Genomic DNA, 16,257 nt, shown 5'->3' with positions numbered 1-16,257 from the left:
TTCTACTTTTAATGCCACTGCAGTCTTGCAGTGGCATTATTCGTTAGGAAACAATGCTTATTAACTGGCTAAATGATGCTTATTAAAATCGGGCTACCCCTTTTCTTAACTCATTCAAACTGAACACACTTTGCTCATATTGCTTTTTACTGTCTTCCATTAGAGTGTGCGAAGCTTCTGCTTTACTGTGAATAGAAAGAATATTCTGGTTAATCTCTTCTGATACATTGACTTGCTCTTCAATAGCTACGGCTATCTGATTATTCCTATCAACCACTCCCTGTACTTTTTCACTCAATGAAGTGAGACTTTCTAGGGTTGATTGAATCGTACTTTGAGTGCGCTTCGCTTTTTCAGTACCATTGTTAACGGCAATGACTGACTGGCCACTTCCCGCACATAACTTTTCAATAACAGCTTGGATCTCTGTTGTTGCTTCTTGCGTTTTTTGAGCAAGTACTCTTACCTCATCCGCCACTACCGAGAACCCTCTTCCTGAATCGCCCGCACGTGCGGCTTCTATCGCGGCATTAAGTGCTAACAGATTGGTTTGGTTTGCAATCGCGTTAATCATCTCTATGACGGAACTAATTTGCTGCGTCTCCCTTTCTACAGAAAGTGATATTGTCGATATGTTATCCAATTCATTAGTGAGGTCGACAAAATTTTCTTCGACTTGGTTTAACTCTTTCTGACAAGATAAAAGCTCTTGCTGCGTACTAAAAGTGGAGTCCAACGTACCTTGCGCATTTTGAGAGATTTCACTTGAAGCCGCCTGCATTTCGTTGATAGCAGTAGCTGCCATATCAATTTCTGTCTTTTGGTTTTCCAGATTGTCAGACACAGTAGCGTTCGATTCTGCCGTTTTATTCGCCTGCTTGAGGGTCATTTCGCATGAGTCACTCACCGAAATCCGTATTCTACCCAGTAATGCTTTTGTATATTGCTTCCGCGCTTTCATTCCCAAAGCAATTTCAGATAAATCATCCACTTTACCGAAATAAATATGCTCCATCAGAGGGTTGTTAAATTCCTCTTTTGCTATTTTACAAATACTTTCTAAACGGCGCGTCAAAATATAAATTGAGATTGCCCCCGCCAAAAATAACATGAAGAAACTTTGCAGTACCGTTATGACTTGATTAAGGTGAAGCGCATAAACACCTCCCATTAACCATATCGAAATGAAAGTTTGACGCTGCCAAAGCCTTGTTTTAGGTAATATAAGCTTAAGCGGTGTTTTTCCCTTATTCAAAGTACTATATGCTTTAGCTGCTCGTGCAACATATTCTCTTTTTGGTTTAAACCGAACAGACTGATACTCAACAATCTCATTGTCTTCTTTTAAAGGAGAAGCAAAAGCATCAACCCAATAATAACCGCCACCTTTTCGTTGGTTTTTTACCATACCCATCCAGTTATTTCCTGACTGAATGTGCCCCCACAAGTCCTTAAATGCGGCTTTAGGCATATCACTGTGGCGAACTACATTGTGATACTCACCTATTAGCTCTCCTTCCTTATAGCCTGCAACTTCATTAAAATGGGGGCTTGCATACTTGATTTTGCTAGAAGGGTCCGTCACTGAAATTAAATTATACGAATCGGGGTAATCATACTCTTGCTCTGCCATAAATATTCCCTATTTAAACGAGATAACAGCCAATTTATTGTGCGACCCGTCCATGTCACACTGTGCTAAAATAGAGCGCGATTCACCACCTCACCCTATCAAAAACCACTAGCCATTGATTTGATATGATTTTTCATTGAGTAAAGTAGATATCAGATCAGCCCAAAGGTTACTCAACAAATCCAAACGGCATACTCACTCATATCAATTCAATCTATTTCATATCAATATGAAATAAGGTTAGCTTATGAAAAATAAAACGGGATTGCTCAACATCACATTTCACAAGGTCATAGCGTATCGCCCCAAATATTTCGCTATCTTCAACTTTTATCACTAAAAACTAACAAGATTGTACAATTAAAGTCTAATATAAACTTGAAATAAAAATATCATCTTAAAATGGCTTAACAGATCCCAAAGGTAACCACTTTACCGAGAATAAAGGCACTGTTTTTATCTCGCTAATAATAAGCAAATATACTGGCGTAAAGGTTTTGGTTCTTTTGGCACTCTTATTTATTTCTTAAGCTAACTCCACCTTGCAGTACAACCCACTTCCAAAAACGAAACTTTAGCTTACTGGTTTTCAACTGATATCGCGTTGACGGTTACGTTTGAGAAGCGCATGCTTTTATTTCCGAGCAGGGCCGTTCTTGGTGGCATTAATAACTTAACCCGCCGATAGCTGGTTCTGTGTAACGCATCTAATGAAATGGCAGGTCACATGAATAAAGTTATTATGTTAGTGATGGGGCTGCTTTTCACCAGTCGATTGTTTGCTAGTATCGTGCCTCACGTTAGCCAACTTGAGCATGATGCGCCGATTCTCCTTCGCTCAGCATTGATTGTGGGTGTTGCCGCTTATGTTGTTTGGACAGCGTTCAAATACTTCAAGAAAAACAAAGCCTCTGGTTCAGACCAGCAGTAACGAAACACCACCAAAAATCCTTGGCGTATGTAGCAGATGTCAATTACTTGTCCGAAAAGTATTCGACTAAGATTTCACGTCACTTCCAAGACTCCCGAATTTGCAGCAGTGCGCGGGTTATCTCTTCTTCATACGGGTTATTTTCTGTGATGATGAAACCGTAGTTGGACTTTTATAGCTGATAAAGCAACACCGCTATACCAAGCTTAAGTTTGATAGCTAGAAACTGACATAAACTGGCTCTGTGCTGACGAACACAGCCTCCCATTCTGAGTGATTTTACTCTCTAAGAAGTGAATGTTGCGTCTGATTTTGACCCAATGTGCGCGAACTTCTAGCTCCTGTCCAATCGCTATTGGGTGATGAAAGCGAGACGCTAAACTCACCGTCATCGCCTTGATATCATTCTGAAATAGACAATGTAGCATCGCGCTGTCATGCAGTGTGGTGACAATGCCGCCCTGCATCATGCCATCGTAGCCCTCAGCTTTATCTGTTGGTACAATCTTGGCCTTGGTTTTATATTTAGCTACTGCCTCATGCTTAGTTAAAGTCTCATGCTCGCTAACAGCTTCAAAGCAAATTGGGCTGTCTGAAAAAAAGTTTTGGCTGCATACTTGGCAACGCCGATGGTTGTGAGGAATGAAAACCTTCATACTTACTCTTATTCCTTTTTACCCTTAGATTCCTAGAGATTGATATGGCTCGACCAAAAAAACATCGCCAGTTATGTACCCGTGCGGCTTACTCTTGTTTCAAGCCCAATGGTGTTCCTATGGATGAGCTTCATAAGGAAGAACTGCTGTTAGAAGAATTGGAAGCCTTGCGCTTAGCGGATCAAGAAGGTCTGAGCCAACTTGAAGCCGCCGAGCAAATGCAAGTGTCTCGCCAAACGTTCGGCAACATCATTAAACGTGCACGAGCGAAAGTCGCCAAATGCATCGTCAACGGCCATGCATTAGTCATTCAAAGCTCATAATCCGAAGCTTTAACTTTGTTTATCTCGAGGCTCTCAAATAATATCAATGTGATGGCTCAGTAATCTGATACAGCTTTCGGCTTGGTCCTTCACACACATCTTTGCAATTGCATTCGCGCTCAATATCTAACTGCGCCAATCCTCCACAACTGCCTTTGATTGGCTTGCGCGAAAAAATGACACCTATCGCCATCAATGTAACGACTCCTACAAATCCCAATAGCGTCAACAAAAAAGTCATTTTCGGAACCCTCGAATAGCGCCTAACTGATTAGGGTGTGCCATTGGAATCGAAGCTTGTTTTTTGTGCCTTTTCTCGCCACACGTTTTATTGCTACACCCGCTATTTCTCGACTCACGACCATAATCGAGATCAGTCACTTCCCGTAGATTGTCGAAATCCAAAGCCCCGACTTCTGCCTTACCTCTCGATGCCAAGACTCGAATATCGTTATTGAACAAGTGCGCCAGCATCTTCTTACCAATATAACGAACCACCACAGATTTCACATCGTAAGAACGGAGAACCGAAATCCATTGCTTCTTTTTATTGCAAGAGGTGTCGGAGTCAATCAAAGGAACAATCTGTTTTATCTGTCGTTGTTCATCGACAATCGCGATCTGTGGGGAACGGGCAAAATGGTTGCCGACATGAAGGTCGCGACAAGGTACTGCGTATAACATAGTAACTTCCTGTTATTGATGATCAGGAGTTCAGCATACGCCCCATTATTAGCATATGCCAATAACTATTGTGTGAAAAATTAGATTGCATACCTAGCGTCGTGTGTTTATCTCAACGAGTAATCCACTACGGTATTATTGATTTACAAAATAGAATCAAAACCGCTAAAGAAAAGCACCGAGAAACGATACAATGCTCGAGTTGCGAGAGCACGGCGTAGAATTCCCATTCACAGAAAGCCCATTCACAAAGAGCACTAAAGTAGCCACACATGTCTAAAGAATCCGGTTTCACCACAGAATACACCCTCGATAAGACGTTTTTCGCAGAGTGTTATGATCAAACTAGCCTTCCAACTCAATTTCCAAAAGCCTATTTAAAGGGAATATTGTTTCTTGTTTTTGGTGTGGTTCTATTAGAGTTTGAGCTACTACCGAACGGTTACGTTGGCTGGTTTTTTATTGTTTTGAGTGTGATTGAAGCGTTCAGTGTGTATTGCAAGAGAACCTGGTGGTTATGGCGACAAAGAATAAGCTCTGGTGCTGGCAGCAAAGTCGTGTTTCAAGGTGATGCTAACGGAGTGAGTTACAAAAACCATAAAACCACGAATACTATCGCGTGGAATCAAATCGACGAACTTCAACAAACTGATTTAGGGTTCATCCTTCATATCGGTAAACAGCGCCAGTATGTCAGCAAGTCTTGTTTAAGCGAAGAAGCAATCGCGTTCATGATTGAGCAGCACGAAGCATCAAAGTAAGCCAGTCTTTTTTGCTTAGCTCCCCTTCTAACGCCCTCTAATTTAGGTTTATCAATATATGTGTAAATCAAGATTTGCTTGACGCTGTAGGTGTTCAATGAATATTGGCACCTTTTTCGCTATGTGTTTTCTAGAAGCATAAAAGGCATACAACACTAAGTCTTCAGGTTTGTATTCAAGTTCCGTAACTTCCAGATAGCCAGCATCTATTTCCTCGCGACAGAATTCGGCAGGGAGTATCGCAAACCCCAATCCAGCCAATGCGCCAGCTTTAGCAAGCTGCCCACTGTTGACCTTAAATGCAGATTGCACCCTTTGCGTGATAAGTTCACCTGTTAAGGATTTGAAAACCCAAGGAGTCCCTTTCAATGCGGTAAAACTGTTAATGCAAGGTATGTGTTTCAAATCGGTAATCTTGAAAGGTCTAAGGGATTTTTTCAGAAGTTTAGGGGCCACTACAACAGCACTTGGCCATCGCTTGATCTCCTTGGCTATCCAATTATTGTCTTCGAGCTTCCCTCGGTGAAAACTCAGAATAACGTCAAAGCCGTCCACAAAGTCTTCTTTAGGGCTGATGTTCGTATCACAACACAATGAAATGGAAGGGTGCTGGGTACAAAAAGAAACGACGGCTTGGGCTAACTCCGGTGAATCTGGCATGAGTACATTGAGCTGCCCCATCACCTCACGAGAATGTTGTGTGACCTCTTCAAGCGCATCATTGAGCTTGTCCAACAATGGCTGAGTTCGCAGGTAGAGGTGGTCTCCTGCTTCTGTTGAAGCAATTCGGCGCGTCGTTCTATCAAAAAGTCGAGCATTTAGCTGCTCTTCTAACAACGCGATATGACGACTGACATTTGAGGTCGGCAAACACAGAAACTCCGCAGCTCTCTTAAAGCTATTATTCTCATAAACACAGTGAAAACTCTTAAGCCATTGTTGGTCAATCTTTTCAAGCATTACATCACCCCCTCCTATCTCTCTAGCCCCATTAATCCCATTAAATTGGATTATAAAGCCAATATTAGACACTTTATTACCAATAACAGGCTAATACAATACTAATCACTAGAGCGATTAGAATAAGGTCTCACCATGAGCTGGTTAGAAAAACTGTTAGATAAAAAGAAGTTAATAAGTACACGTAAGACATCAATTCCCGAAGGGGTATGGACCAAATGCCCATCCTGTGATCAGGTCCTTTACCGCATTGCCCTTAAGGAGAACCTAGAGGTGTGCCCTAAATGTGAGCACCACATGCGAATGACAGCACGTCTTCGTTTGGATACATTTTTAGATAAAGGCGAAAGAACTGAGTTAGGCAAACAACATGAGCCGAAAGATTTACTCAATTTTAAAGACAATAAACGCTACACCGAGCGCCTTGCCTTAACCCAAAAAAGTACAGGCGAAAAAGATGCATTAGTCGCAATGCAAGGAGAGTTGCTCGGAATGCCTGTTGTGGCGTGCGCTTTCGAATTTTCTTTTATGGCTGGATCTATGGGATCGGTTGTCGGTGCTCGATTTGTGGACGCCGTCAATCAAGCAATTGCATCAAACTGTGCACTGGTTTGCTTTTCCGCATGTGGTGGTGCCCGTATGCAGGAGTCGCTCATGGCGTTAATGCAAATGGCAAAAACCAGTGCTGCGTTAAAGCGACTATCAGATGCAAAGCTCCCTTATATATCGGTATTAACCGATCAAACCTTTGGCGGTGTCTCGGCCAGTTTAGCAATGCTTGGTGACATAAATATTGGTGAACCCAAAGCGCGAATCGGGTTTGCAGGACGAAGAGTGATTGAACAAACAGTACGAGAAAAATTACCTGACGATTTTCAACAAAGTGAGTTCTTACTAGAACATGGCGCTTTAGATATGATTGTTGATAGACGTGATATGCGTAAACGTGCCGCCAGACTCATCGCGATGATGACCAACACTCAGATTCAAGTTGATCATTAAAAACCTTCCCCTCTAGCTCCCCCTCAAATGACGAACAACAATCTCTTTAGATTAACGACCGAGGGGGAGAACATTCTTTATCACTGAACAGACCCGTACCCAGTTACATTCCATTGGATTGCTTAATTTGCACTAGCTTCTTATGGTTAAAATGCCTATTGTACAAACCATAAAATTATAAAGACTCGCGGCCTTTGCCACAGAGACTCTCCATTTAAAACGAAAAGACTTACTATGAATTTTGATATCAATACACTGAAACACCACCAACTGGTCGAAGATGGTCAATTAGAAGGGTGTTACATTCATCAGCCAGTGCAAGGCAGTCAACCAGATGACAAAGCCGTTTTAGAAGAGCGCCAAGCGCTGGAAAGCCAAGGATATAAGGTGGTTCAGGTTAAAGCGAAAGGCGGAACAACAACGTTTGCCGAGGCTATGCAAGAGCTTGCGAAAAAGACAGGCCACCAGCCTAAATAGTAAGCGACTTGGTAAACCAATATGGTCCCTAGGTTCTATATCGAGAAAGCACCCTACCGACTATTGAGTCAGCAGGGTGCTTTTTTATTTACGGCCTTTTAACTGACTGATCTTGCAAACTTTCCTTACTGACCTAAGTTACTGAGTAAGCTGACTGAACTTCGGCAAGCTCTTCACAAACCTTTGGTGCACATCCATATAGGTTTGCATATAGATTTCATCGATACTGTCACCACTAGGGAAGCTCGATGAGAAGTCGGCATGCTTACGGTCAATCGACAATTTAGCGGCCTCGACAATATGAGCAATGAACATTCGAGGGTCTTCCAAACCGATAGAGATACGCATTGTGGTCGGTTTGATGCCAGCTTCATTGAGTGCCTCATCGCTGAGTTCTGAGTGCGTAGTCAGTGCCGGACACAGCGCCACGGTATTGGTTTGCCCCAAACTCACTTGCATGCCGATTGCGGGCTCAAGCATGTCGAAGAACTGTTTGAACCCATCTCGATTGATTGGCGCACGATCGCCGTTACCTTCCATATCGATAGTAAACAGCGCAGCTGGTAGCCCCAAGTACATGTTGTTCTGGCAGTGTTCATAGTTATCGCTGTCTGGCAAAGCAGGACATGAGACATTGATATCAGGGTGTGCATCAAAGATCTTCGCGAGAGTCAGGGTGTTGATGGTTTTTTGCACCACACGCATCTCATAAGTCTTCATGCCATTGAGCACTTCAAACGCTTTGTCTGCGTCTAAGAACGCGCCTTTGATGTAATACACATTCCAAAACAGCGTTTCGTTCCATGGGATTTTGGCCTCGTCACCGTTAGGTTTGGTGAAAATCACCTCCTCTCCTTTTGGCACAAACATAGTCTCATTGCGACCAATCACAACCCCAGCAGTTGTGATGCCAGAACCCGCCAGTTCTTTTGTGTAAGAGTGAATGACATAATCGGGCCTTTCCATCACATCATCACGTTTCAGTACTGGATGTAATAAAGGCGTGCCCACTGTCGAGTCAACAATCACATCCCAGCCACGAGAGTGACCAGCTTTGCTGATACTAGCAACATCCAACACGTATCCATGCGGGTTACACGGTGACTCTAGGTAGACGTAGATTTTCTTGCCCGCAGCGAGGCGATCTGCGTATTTATCGGCAAGCTCATCAAGTCGCGTCGCAAACTCATCACCGGAGTAACCATCCACCCACTCTACCGCGACATTCAAATTAGAAGGCTTGCCAAACCAATCTTCCAACAACTGGTAAGAACCGCCGTAGATATTACGTGAAGCCAAGACAATGTCTTCATGCCCGAGCAAGTGGCTCAACAACCCATCAATGGCCGCCATCCCTGAGTTGAAGTTCCAAGCTAGATACTCGTTCGCTCTAGAACCAGCCTCAATATCAACCATATGATTAGCCAGTGAGATCGATGTCGGGTTAAGCAGTCGAGAATAGATATCGTGCAGCGGCTCTTTACCGTTGAAGGCGTCTTCAATCCATTCTGTACACGCAAACAAATAGGTCGCGGTGCGCGTAATAACAGGGCTTGCAGAAAAGATAGCAGCAACATTATCGAAGATAGGATACGCACCTTTAGAGGCAAAATTACCATTGTTGGTGGCAATAGACTGGTAAGTGGCACGCATTGGGTTTTGCAGGTTATCGAGGATCTTCGCGATCTGGAATGACAAGAAACGTTTAGCGTTAAACCAAGCGATTCGGTCACTTTTGTCGAGTTCTGAAAGTCCATCAACAGTCAGCGCCCAAAGGTCGTGTGTCTTGGTATTGGCTTGGTACAGCGTTGTAGCCAGTTCAATCAGCGTGATGCCGTAATCACTGTTTGGGTCGATACCAAAATGCTTGGCTTGCTCAATGGCAAGTGCTTCTGCTTGTTCGTGTTTGGTGGTTTTTCGCAGCGGGCTAAGTTGAGTTGAAGTATTCATAGTTCCTAAGTCATTCCATGCTTGTTATTTCTCCTTTAATTTTAGTTTTGGGCAGATGTTAAAAATTGCTATTTGCGAAGTAAGACATACACTTTGAGCAATAATATTGCCAAATAAAATTCAATATTGATGGGATATGCCAATGGATGAGATCGACAAGAAAATACTGGCTGAACTGCAAAGCAACGCCCGCCTGACTAATCAAGAATTGGCCGATCGCGTGGCACTGTCGCCCTCTCCTTGTTTGCGTCGAGTTCGAGCATTAGAGAAACAAGGGATTATTCGCGGCTATCACGCCAGTGTCGACCAAGAAGCGTGCGGGTTGCCTGTGAATGTGTTTGTGTTGGTGAAGCTTGAAAAGCCGACAGAAGAAAACATGCGAGACTTTGAACAGCACATTGAAGTGATTGATGAAGTATTAGAGTGCTTTTTAATGACAGGCAATCACGACTACCTATTGCATGTGGTCAGTGAATCGCTCAAAAGCTACGAGCAGTTCATCCGTAAGCAATTAACTCGCCTGCCTAATATTGCGTCTATTGAATCCAGCTTCGCCTTTGGTCAGGTAAAAACAAAGACCAAGTTGCCAGTGAGGTAAATTCCGCTAGGGCTGAGCATTGTGTAAAGCTATTTTATGAAATACGATAGATATGTAGCGTATCTTGGAATTTCATATCGTGGCTAATACTGTTCGTGACATCAATCAGCAATTTTGGAGTAGCAAACGTGTTCCACACCTGACAATTCGAACCACATATAACAGTACTCAAGGTTACAAAGCCCATAGCCACTCGGAGTTATCAGTTGGGATCATTAAGTCAGGATCGACTTGTTTATCTATGAATGGGGAACATGTCATCCTCAATGAAGATGATATCATTCTGATTGAACCGAGTAAGGTTCACGCTTGCAATCCAGTTGACGGCAAGCCTCGTAGTTACCACATGCTTTATGTCGATAAAGCATGGTGTTGTGAAATGCTTTCAACTTTATATGGATATGAGGTCACTCAATTTATTTGTGACCAAAACCTGTTTACATACAGTGGAACAGAGAAGAGTCTGACAGACTTAATTTGCGAACTGCTAGAGCAGGAATCTCAAGAACTTGTTTTGGAAGTCAATCGTGAAGTGTTAAATCTACTGAGTTTTTTTTGCTCACCATTGACCGTTCGAGAAAATGATGACGAGTTTGCCTATAAGGTAAGAAATTTACTGTTAGAGAATATAGCTAACCCACCATCACTAAATGTTATTTCTCAACAGCTTAAACGACCTAAAGAGTCATTAATCAGAAGTTTCAAACGTCGCTTTGGTATAACTCCCAAATCATTTTTAAATAATACCCGCGTTGAAAAAGCCAAGCTCTTATTGAAATGCGGCATGAATATAGTTGATGTCGCCACAGAAGTTGGTTACTCAGATCAAAGTCAATTACATCGTGCTTTTGTTAACTATACTGCTTCTACACCACGGCAATACCAGCGGGTAACGTCAATTTTCGACAATAATTCCTAGACGAAAAAATCTATAGTTCGATAATAATTTAACTATAGGTAATTATTAATGTTGTTTACTACCCTTTTCCCTGTGGCATTTCCTGCTTTGGCAATAGCCCATTTCGTCGCACTATTAAGCCCTGGTCAAGATTTTTTCCTGATCGTAGCTCATTCAATCCGACATAAACTGCAAGGAAGCCAGTTTATTTGTCTTGGAGTTGCGATGGGAAATGCAGTCTATATCATGATAGCAATACTTGGATGGACGAGTATTCGTGATAATCCAGTGATCTTTTCGGTGGTTGAAGTTTTAGGTGCTATTTACCTACTGTGGATTGGTACAAGGCTACTTAAAAGTAAAAGAAATGAGACTCTCCTTGAAGCAGAGCAAGAAAAAGTCCCTTCTGCAATAAAACAACTATTACTCGGCCTAAATTCAGCACTACTTAACCCTAAGAACGCTTTATTCTATATGAGTCTCATGACGGTCATTCTAGGAAGTGAAGTTACACTAGTTCAGCAAATGTCTTCTGGTGTATGGATGTTTCTTGCTGTTCTTCTTTGGAATTTATTGATTGCTGTGGCAATTGGACAACCTCGTATACAACAATATCTGAAGCGCAGCATACACCTAGTGGAAAGAGGTGCGGGTGTTGTTCTTATCTTTTTCGGCGTAGTACTATTCGTAGACTATCTGCCTGCTTAAAACACAGCATTTTTCGTAAACATATCAGCGTGAATTGTTGACAATGAAATACCCATTTCAACGCAAATCGACCACCGCTAACAGCGGTGGTATTCGATGTTAGGGATGTTAACAGTTATCTGGTGCGTAACAACAGTCCAATCCTCATAACTCAGAAATGTCCATCTTCGCGCAAGCAGAAATAACGAGTTCAGACCAGCCCCATTCCTTGTTAGAGGTGCCAATTAACCAACCTAAACCTTCGAATAATTTTCAGTTCATTCGGGTAATGAAGGTTTGCTCGTCATCGACAAAAGCCACATAGTCGCCGTGGTAGATAAACACCCGACCACGCCCTTCAACGATACACGCCAGCTGTGGGTTCAAATCTTCTTCAAGATCTTTACTTTGATACGTACCGGTATCGGTGATCACACCGCGGAGTGTCGGTAAAAATCCATAGCTGCGCTTGGCTTGATCAATCAGGCTCAATTCACTGGCGGTAGAAAAGTAAGATGGAATTGGACCAGCATCTTCGATAAACATCGGTTTTAGTTCTTCAAAAGCTGTAATCACCAGCCAGTCGATGCCGTTAACGTGATGGATAAACATTGTTTATAAATACCTAGTTTCTCGATAATTCAGATGCGGGGATTCTATCATTATCAAGTACAGAACGTGGGAGAAATTAAGGATCTACAAATAGTCAGATACACACTATCTACAAAGCCTAATACTTGTCGACTTACTCTACGACTAATGTCTAACTGTCTGAGACTGTTTGTTTTTTTTGGTTTGGTATAAGGTACTAGCAACTAAATGTTAATGAGTTTTTAATTATAAGTTGACACATTGTTTGCGCTTCTGCGTGAGTCAATAACGTTTGTTGGAATAACACATCTAGATGTGTGAGCAAAAGGAATCAGAATGAGCAGTACTTTAGAGTCCGTAAATATACGACCAGATAAGCCTCAAACCAATGAGGACGAACTCACTTATGAACAACAACATAAACCAAGATCGGAATTTGAATCCCGCGAACAATATTTAGAGCATGAGTTACAAATCATGGCGCCTAAACGCTGGCGTCCCAATTTGCCGTTTAAAGATTATCGATTTGAGATAGAAGACACCATCCCAGCGATGGCCGCTACCATTGGTAAAGTGGTTATGGTGGGAGCGATAGCAGCCACCTTTGCCGGGGCGCTCGGGCTAAATGAAGGCTTTATTTTAGAAAACGTTCGTTATGAACTACTCATCGCCTCTGTTTTCATCATTCTATTCTCTGGCTTTTTATTACCTACCGCGAACCTCGCCGGTACACACGGCCCACTCATCCCTTTAATTCCAATTGTCGTTGCAGCAGGCGGACACCCTATGGCCTTTGGGTTACTGATTGGCGCTTTTGGCCTCATCTTAGCCATCAGTAAAGGTGGCAGCATGTTGGCCAACCTCACCAGTAAAGGCGTGTGTGGCGGCTTATTGCTCTACCTCGGTTTTGTTGGAACCGCCTCTCAAGTTAAGAAACTGTTCGCTTGGGCTGAGGGAATAGGTATGAGCCATATCGCGTTTGTCGTGATCTTTTGCACCATCATTTTGTACGCTTTATTAGAACATTTCCGCAAACGTTGGTTAGCCGTCCCTCTTAGTTGCTTATTGGGTGGTACGATTGCGTTTGCCATGGGTGCACCATTTGCTTTCCACACTGAGCCAGGCTTACCTAACATGAACCCTATGTATTGGTGGGGAGAAGATACAGGTTGGATGCTAGGCCTACCAACGATTGAACACTTCATGGTGGTATTGCCGTTTGCGATTCTTGCCGTAGCGATGTGGTCACCAGATTTCTTAGGACATCAAGTATTCCAAAAGATCAGCTATCCAGAACGTACCGAAAAAGTACACATGAACATTGACGATACCATGACCACGGCTTCGATTCGTCAAACGTTCGGTTCTCTGCTTGGCGGTACTAACTTTACGTCTTCATGGGGTACTTACATCGTACCGGCGGCGATTGCGAAACGCCCTATACCTGCTGGCGCTTTGCTGACGGCTCTGTTCTGTATCATCGCCGCAGTTTGGGGCTACCCAATGGATCTAGCGATATGGCAACCCGTACTTTGTGTTGCGCTCATTGTTGGGGTATTTGTTCCGTTGCTAGAAGCTGGAATGGAAATGACGCGTGAAGGAAAAACCACGCAATCGGCAGCGATTGTTGTATTTTCTTCAGCGCTCGTTAACCCCGCATTTGGCTGGTCTCTCACCATGCTGTTGGATAACTTAGGCCTGATAGGTTGTAAAGAACGTAGCGGTAAACTGAGTAAAATGAGCCGTTGGGTGTTGCCTGGCATTATGTTTATTGTGCTAAGTGGCGTAATGGCGTTGGTTGGTCTCCTACCAGGAGTACCGGCGATTATCCCAAGTTTTCGTTAACTTCTAAATAAGATTTATTGAATATTTGGCCCTTGCTGTTATTAAGTTTTGGTCAGAATACAAAAGGCCTCGCACGTGCGAGGCCCTAGTTTTATCAATCTAACGGTTACAACGGACCTAGTTCATCGCTTTAACAGTTGAACCGTGAGCTACGGCATTCATGCTACCAAGAGCCATGAATAGCAAGAGTGTGATGTTTAGAATTAAACGTTTCATAGTGTCTCTCTACTTACTTTGGAGGGAACACAGAAAGCGCCCCTCTCAATCAATATAGTCACTATAAAGTGTGAAGCTTTAGACAGGCCAACTGTTAAAAAACGGGGGCAACTTAAATAGAGTTAAATATCGGGTCTGTAAATCTTACGTCGTCAATGATCCAACATTAAACCCAATACATATTAACAACACAATGAAACATCAGTTAAATAAGCTATTTACATACCATTAAAACTCACCTTAGCTGAAAAAATATAAGTACATCATGTGTAACTGATCACATTGCAACATAGCCGATATCAATTACAATGCAAACTTCTTAAAAGTTAACAGAGTGTTCTTTAATGAAAATTGAAAGCGTTAGTATTCAAGGGTTTAGAAACTTTAGCGATGCAAATATTAACTTCAATAAACAAACATTGATTATAGGTAGCAATGACATAGGAAAAACTAACCTAGTCTATGCCATACGGCTTCTACTTGATAAGTCCTTATCTGAAAGAGACATCGAGCCTAGTGAAACGGATTTTCGTATTAGCGATAACGGCGAGCAATCAGATGAAATTTCGATAACTATAAAATTTTCTGACATTAAAGAAGATGCAGCGCTTTCAATTCTTAAAGAGCATGTTTCAGATAGTGAGGAGTCATATTTTGTATACAAAGCATATCGTAATACATTGGATTATAAAATATTTGTTGGTTCTACTATCGAAAATTTAGAAGCTAAGAATTCAAGATTTTATTTACGACATATAAACCTTAAGTACATTCAATCTAGTAGAAATTTAAAATCATTTATTGATAAAGAGAAGAAAAGCCTACTAAAATCAGCTCAAAATAGCAGAACTGACGTAGAAATTGAACACGATGAGAAGCTTTCAAAAAAGATATCTATTGGATTAGAAAATATTAACCAAAGAGTTAGAAAGCTTAATTACGTGAAAGATGCAACACAGTCTGTAAATAATGAATTAACGAACCTTTCTCACCACAACGCCGAATATTCGGTACATTTAGATTCTGGAGCTATAAAAGTAAATCAATTCATCGACAACTTAGAACTAGGGGCGAAGGTATCGGGTTCTAACTTGATGCTAGGAGGAGATGGGAGAAATAATCAGATCCTATTATCATTATGGAAAGCAAAAAGCGAAAGAGAAATAGTTCCCGAACATGAGGTTGTATTTTATTGCATTGAAGAACCTGAAGCTCATTTACATCCGCATCAACAGAGAAAATTAGCAAGTTACCTTTCTGATTCTCTGATTGGTCAATCGATAATTACAAGTCATTCACCTCAAATAGCGTCCAAATTTAGTCCAAACTCTATAATTAGTCTTGTCCCTACTAATAATGGTACTAAGGCTGCAAGTAACGGTTGTTCAGAATTAATCAAAGATACTTTTGTTGGTATGGGTTATCGAATGAGTATTCTTCCTGCCGAGGCATTTTTCGCTAAATGTGTATTATTAGTCGAAGGGCCATCCGAAGTACTTTTCTATAATTCGTTAGCATCAAAAATCGGAGTTGATTTAGACTACAATAACATCTCAATATTGAGCGTAGATGGCGTCGATTTCGGAGTTTACACTCGTATATTAGATGCAATGGGCATAAAGTGGACTCTAAGAACGGATAACGACATTTCAAAAGTTCCTTATAAAGATGAGATGTCATTAGCTGGTATTAATAGAGGTTTATCAATACTAGGATTAAACCATTATGAAAATGTACCACTGGGTACTTCTCATCAAGACACCATTACCAATGGCACATGGCAGAATGCGTCAAATATACTAAACCCAGAAGGAATATTCTTATCTAAAGTAGATTTAGAAAACGACTTATATAGTGAATTGAAGACAGATCTCGATTCCTTTGCCGATTCGGTTGGAACGGCCAATATTGTTTCATACTTACAATCAAAAAAGGCTCTTAGGATGAGTGAGTTTTTGAGAAAAGATAATATCGACTTCGATAGCCTGAGAGCGAAAAATATTGTAAAACCTCTCTTGCTTGCTGAAAAACTGGCGACGGAATAA

At 41.9% G+C, this 16,257-nt stretch carries 17 protein-coding genes; 10 read left to right on the top strand and 7 right to left on the bottom strand.

Annotation, left to right across the window (positions count from 1 at the left end; all coding sequences use genetic code 11):
* Positions 1-82 precede the first annotated feature (82 nt).
* Positions 83-1,633 carry a methyl-accepting chemotaxis protein gene (locus OCV24_RS06485; RefSeq protein ID WP_102506884.1) on the bottom strand — a complete coding sequence of 517 codons (1,551 nt, stop codon included), beginning with the start codon at positions 1,631-1,633 and terminating at the stop codon, positions 83-85.
* A 727-nt stretch (positions 1,634-2,360) separates the two neighbouring features.
* Here OCV24_RS06485 and OCV24_RS06480 point away from each other — a divergent pair.
* A complete protein-coding gene (locus OCV24_RS06480; RefSeq protein WP_017057474.1) occupies positions 2,361-2,564 on the top strand; it encodes a hypothetical protein in 204 nt (67 codons plus the stop codon).
* Positions 2,565-2,770: 206 nt separating this feature from the next.
* Here OCV24_RS06480 and OCV24_RS06470 read toward each other — a convergent pair whose 3' ends face one another.
* Positions 2,771-3,220, bottom strand: a complete 450-nt coding sequence (locus OCV24_RS06470; protein WP_150878480.1) for a PaaI family thioesterase — start codon at positions 3,218-3,220, stop codon at positions 2,771-2,773.
* A gap of 44 nt (positions 3,221-3,264) precedes the next feature.
* Here OCV24_RS06470 and OCV24_RS06465 point away from each other — a divergent pair, with 44 nt between their 5' ends.
* Positions 3,265-3,543 carry a DUF134 domain-containing protein gene (locus tag OCV24_RS06465; RefSeq protein WP_017057476.1) on the top strand — a complete coding sequence of 93 codons (279 nt, stop codon included), beginning with the start codon at positions 3,265-3,267 and terminating at the stop codon, positions 3,541-3,543.
* A gap of 43 nt (positions 3,544-3,586) precedes the next feature.
* Here the strand turns inward: OCV24_RS06465 and nqrM are convergent, their stop codons facing one another.
* Both nqrM and OCV24_RS06455 read right to left on the bottom strand, forming a co-directional pair.
* The gene (nqrM, locus tag OCV24_RS06460; protein ID WP_136979665.1) at positions 3,587-3,784 is read right to left on the bottom strand and encodes a (Na+)-NQR maturation NqrM; all 198 of its coding nucleotides are present in this window, start codon (positions 3,782-3,784) and stop codon (positions 3,587-3,589) included.
* A complete protein-coding gene (locus tag OCV24_RS06455; protein ID WP_150878478.1) occupies positions 3,781-4,227 on the bottom strand; it encodes a NifB/NifX family molybdenum-iron cluster-binding protein in 447 nt (148 codons plus the stop codon). Before OCV24_RS06455 ends, nqrM begins: the two co-directional genes overlap by 4 nt.
* 272 nt (positions 4,228-4,499) lie before the next feature.
* On the opposite strand from OCV24_RS06455, the gene OCV24_RS06450 reads away from it, so the two are divergent.
* Positions 4,500-4,988 carry a YcxB family protein gene (locus OCV24_RS06450; protein ID WP_102506882.1) on the top strand — a complete coding sequence of 163 codons (489 nt, stop codon included), beginning with the start codon at positions 4,500-4,502 and terminating at the stop codon, positions 4,986-4,988.
* A gap of 51 nt (positions 4,989-5,039) precedes the next feature.
* Here OCV24_RS06450 and OCV24_RS06445 read toward each other — a convergent pair whose 3' ends face one another.
* Positions 5,040-5,948 (bottom strand): LysR family transcriptional regulator, encoded by a 909-nt coding sequence (locus OCV24_RS06445; RefSeq protein ID WP_150878476.1) that lies wholly within the window; start codon positions 5,946-5,948, stop codon positions 5,040-5,042.
* 135 nt (positions 5,949-6,083) lie between these two features.
* Between OCV24_RS06445 and accD the strand changes: the two genes are divergently transcribed.
* Both accD and OCV24_RS06435 read left to right on the top strand, forming a co-directional pair.
* Positions 6,084-6,950, top strand: coding sequence for an acetyl-CoA carboxylase, carboxyltransferase subunit beta (gene accD, locus OCV24_RS06440; RefSeq protein WP_029627145.1), 867 nt, complete (start codon positions 6,084-6,086; stop codon positions 6,948-6,950).
* Positions 6,951-7,184: 234 nt separating this feature from the next.
* Positions 7,185-7,427 (top strand): hypothetical protein, encoded by a 243-nt coding sequence (locus OCV24_RS06435; protein WP_102506880.1) that lies wholly within the window; start codon positions 7,185-7,187, stop codon positions 7,425-7,427.
* A gap of 138 nt (positions 7,428-7,565) precedes the next feature.
* On the opposite strand, the gene OCV24_RS06430 is transcribed toward OCV24_RS06435, so the two are convergent.
* Complete coding sequence (locus OCV24_RS06430) at positions 7,566-9,377, bottom strand: PLP-dependent transferase (RefSeq protein WP_150878474.1); 1,812 nt, start codon at positions 9,375-9,377, stop codon at positions 7,566-7,568.
* A gap of 142 nt (positions 9,378-9,519) precedes the next feature.
* Between OCV24_RS06430 and OCV24_RS06425 the strand changes: the two genes are divergently transcribed.
* The 3 genes from OCV24_RS06425 (at position 9,520) to OCV24_RS06415 (ending at position 11,581) form a co-directional block, all read left to right on the top strand.
* On the top strand, positions 9,520-9,975 hold the full coding sequence (locus tag OCV24_RS06425) for an Lrp/AsnC family transcriptional regulator (RefSeq protein WP_012604166.1): 456 nt from the start codon (positions 9,520-9,522) through the stop codon (positions 9,973-9,975).
* A 79-nt stretch (positions 9,976-10,054) separates the two neighbouring features.
* On the top strand, positions 10,055-10,894 hold the full coding sequence (locus OCV24_RS06420) for a helix-turn-helix domain-containing protein (protein WP_046224053.1): 840 nt from the start codon (positions 10,055-10,057) through the stop codon (positions 10,892-10,894).
* Between the two features lie 48 nt (positions 10,895-10,942).
* Positions 10,943-11,581 carry a LysE family translocator gene (locus OCV24_RS06415; RefSeq protein WP_017057487.1) on the top strand — a complete coding sequence of 213 codons (639 nt, stop codon included), beginning with the start codon at positions 10,943-10,945 and terminating at the stop codon, positions 11,579-11,581.
* Positions 11,582-11,833: 252 nt separating this feature from the next.
* Here OCV24_RS06415 and OCV24_RS06410 read toward each other — a convergent pair whose 3' ends face one another.
* Complete coding sequence (locus OCV24_RS06410) at positions 11,834-12,172, bottom strand: cytosolic protein (RefSeq protein WP_077680503.1); 339 nt, start codon at positions 12,170-12,172, stop codon at positions 11,834-11,836.
* A 315-nt stretch (positions 12,173-12,487) separates the two neighbouring features.
* Between OCV24_RS06410 and OCV24_RS06405 the strand changes: the two genes are divergently transcribed.
* Both OCV24_RS06405 and OCV24_RS06400 read left to right on the top strand, forming a co-directional pair.
* Positions 12,488-13,996, top strand: coding sequence for a DUF3360 domain-containing protein (locus OCV24_RS06405; RefSeq protein ID WP_017057489.1), 1,509 nt, complete (start codon positions 12,488-12,490; stop codon positions 13,994-13,996).
* Positions 13,997-14,556: 560 nt separating this feature from the next.
* Positions 14,557-16,257, top strand: a complete 1,701-nt coding sequence (locus tag OCV24_RS06400) for an ATP-dependent nuclease (protein WP_150878472.1) — start codon at positions 14,557-14,559, stop codon at positions 16,255-16,257.

Source organism: Vibrio kanaloae (assembly GCF_024347535.1).
Classification (GTDB): Bacteria; Pseudomonadota; Gammaproteobacteria; order Enterobacterales; family Vibrionaceae; genus Vibrio; species Vibrio kanaloae.
This window is presented reverse-complemented; position numbering and strand designations above follow the sequence as displayed.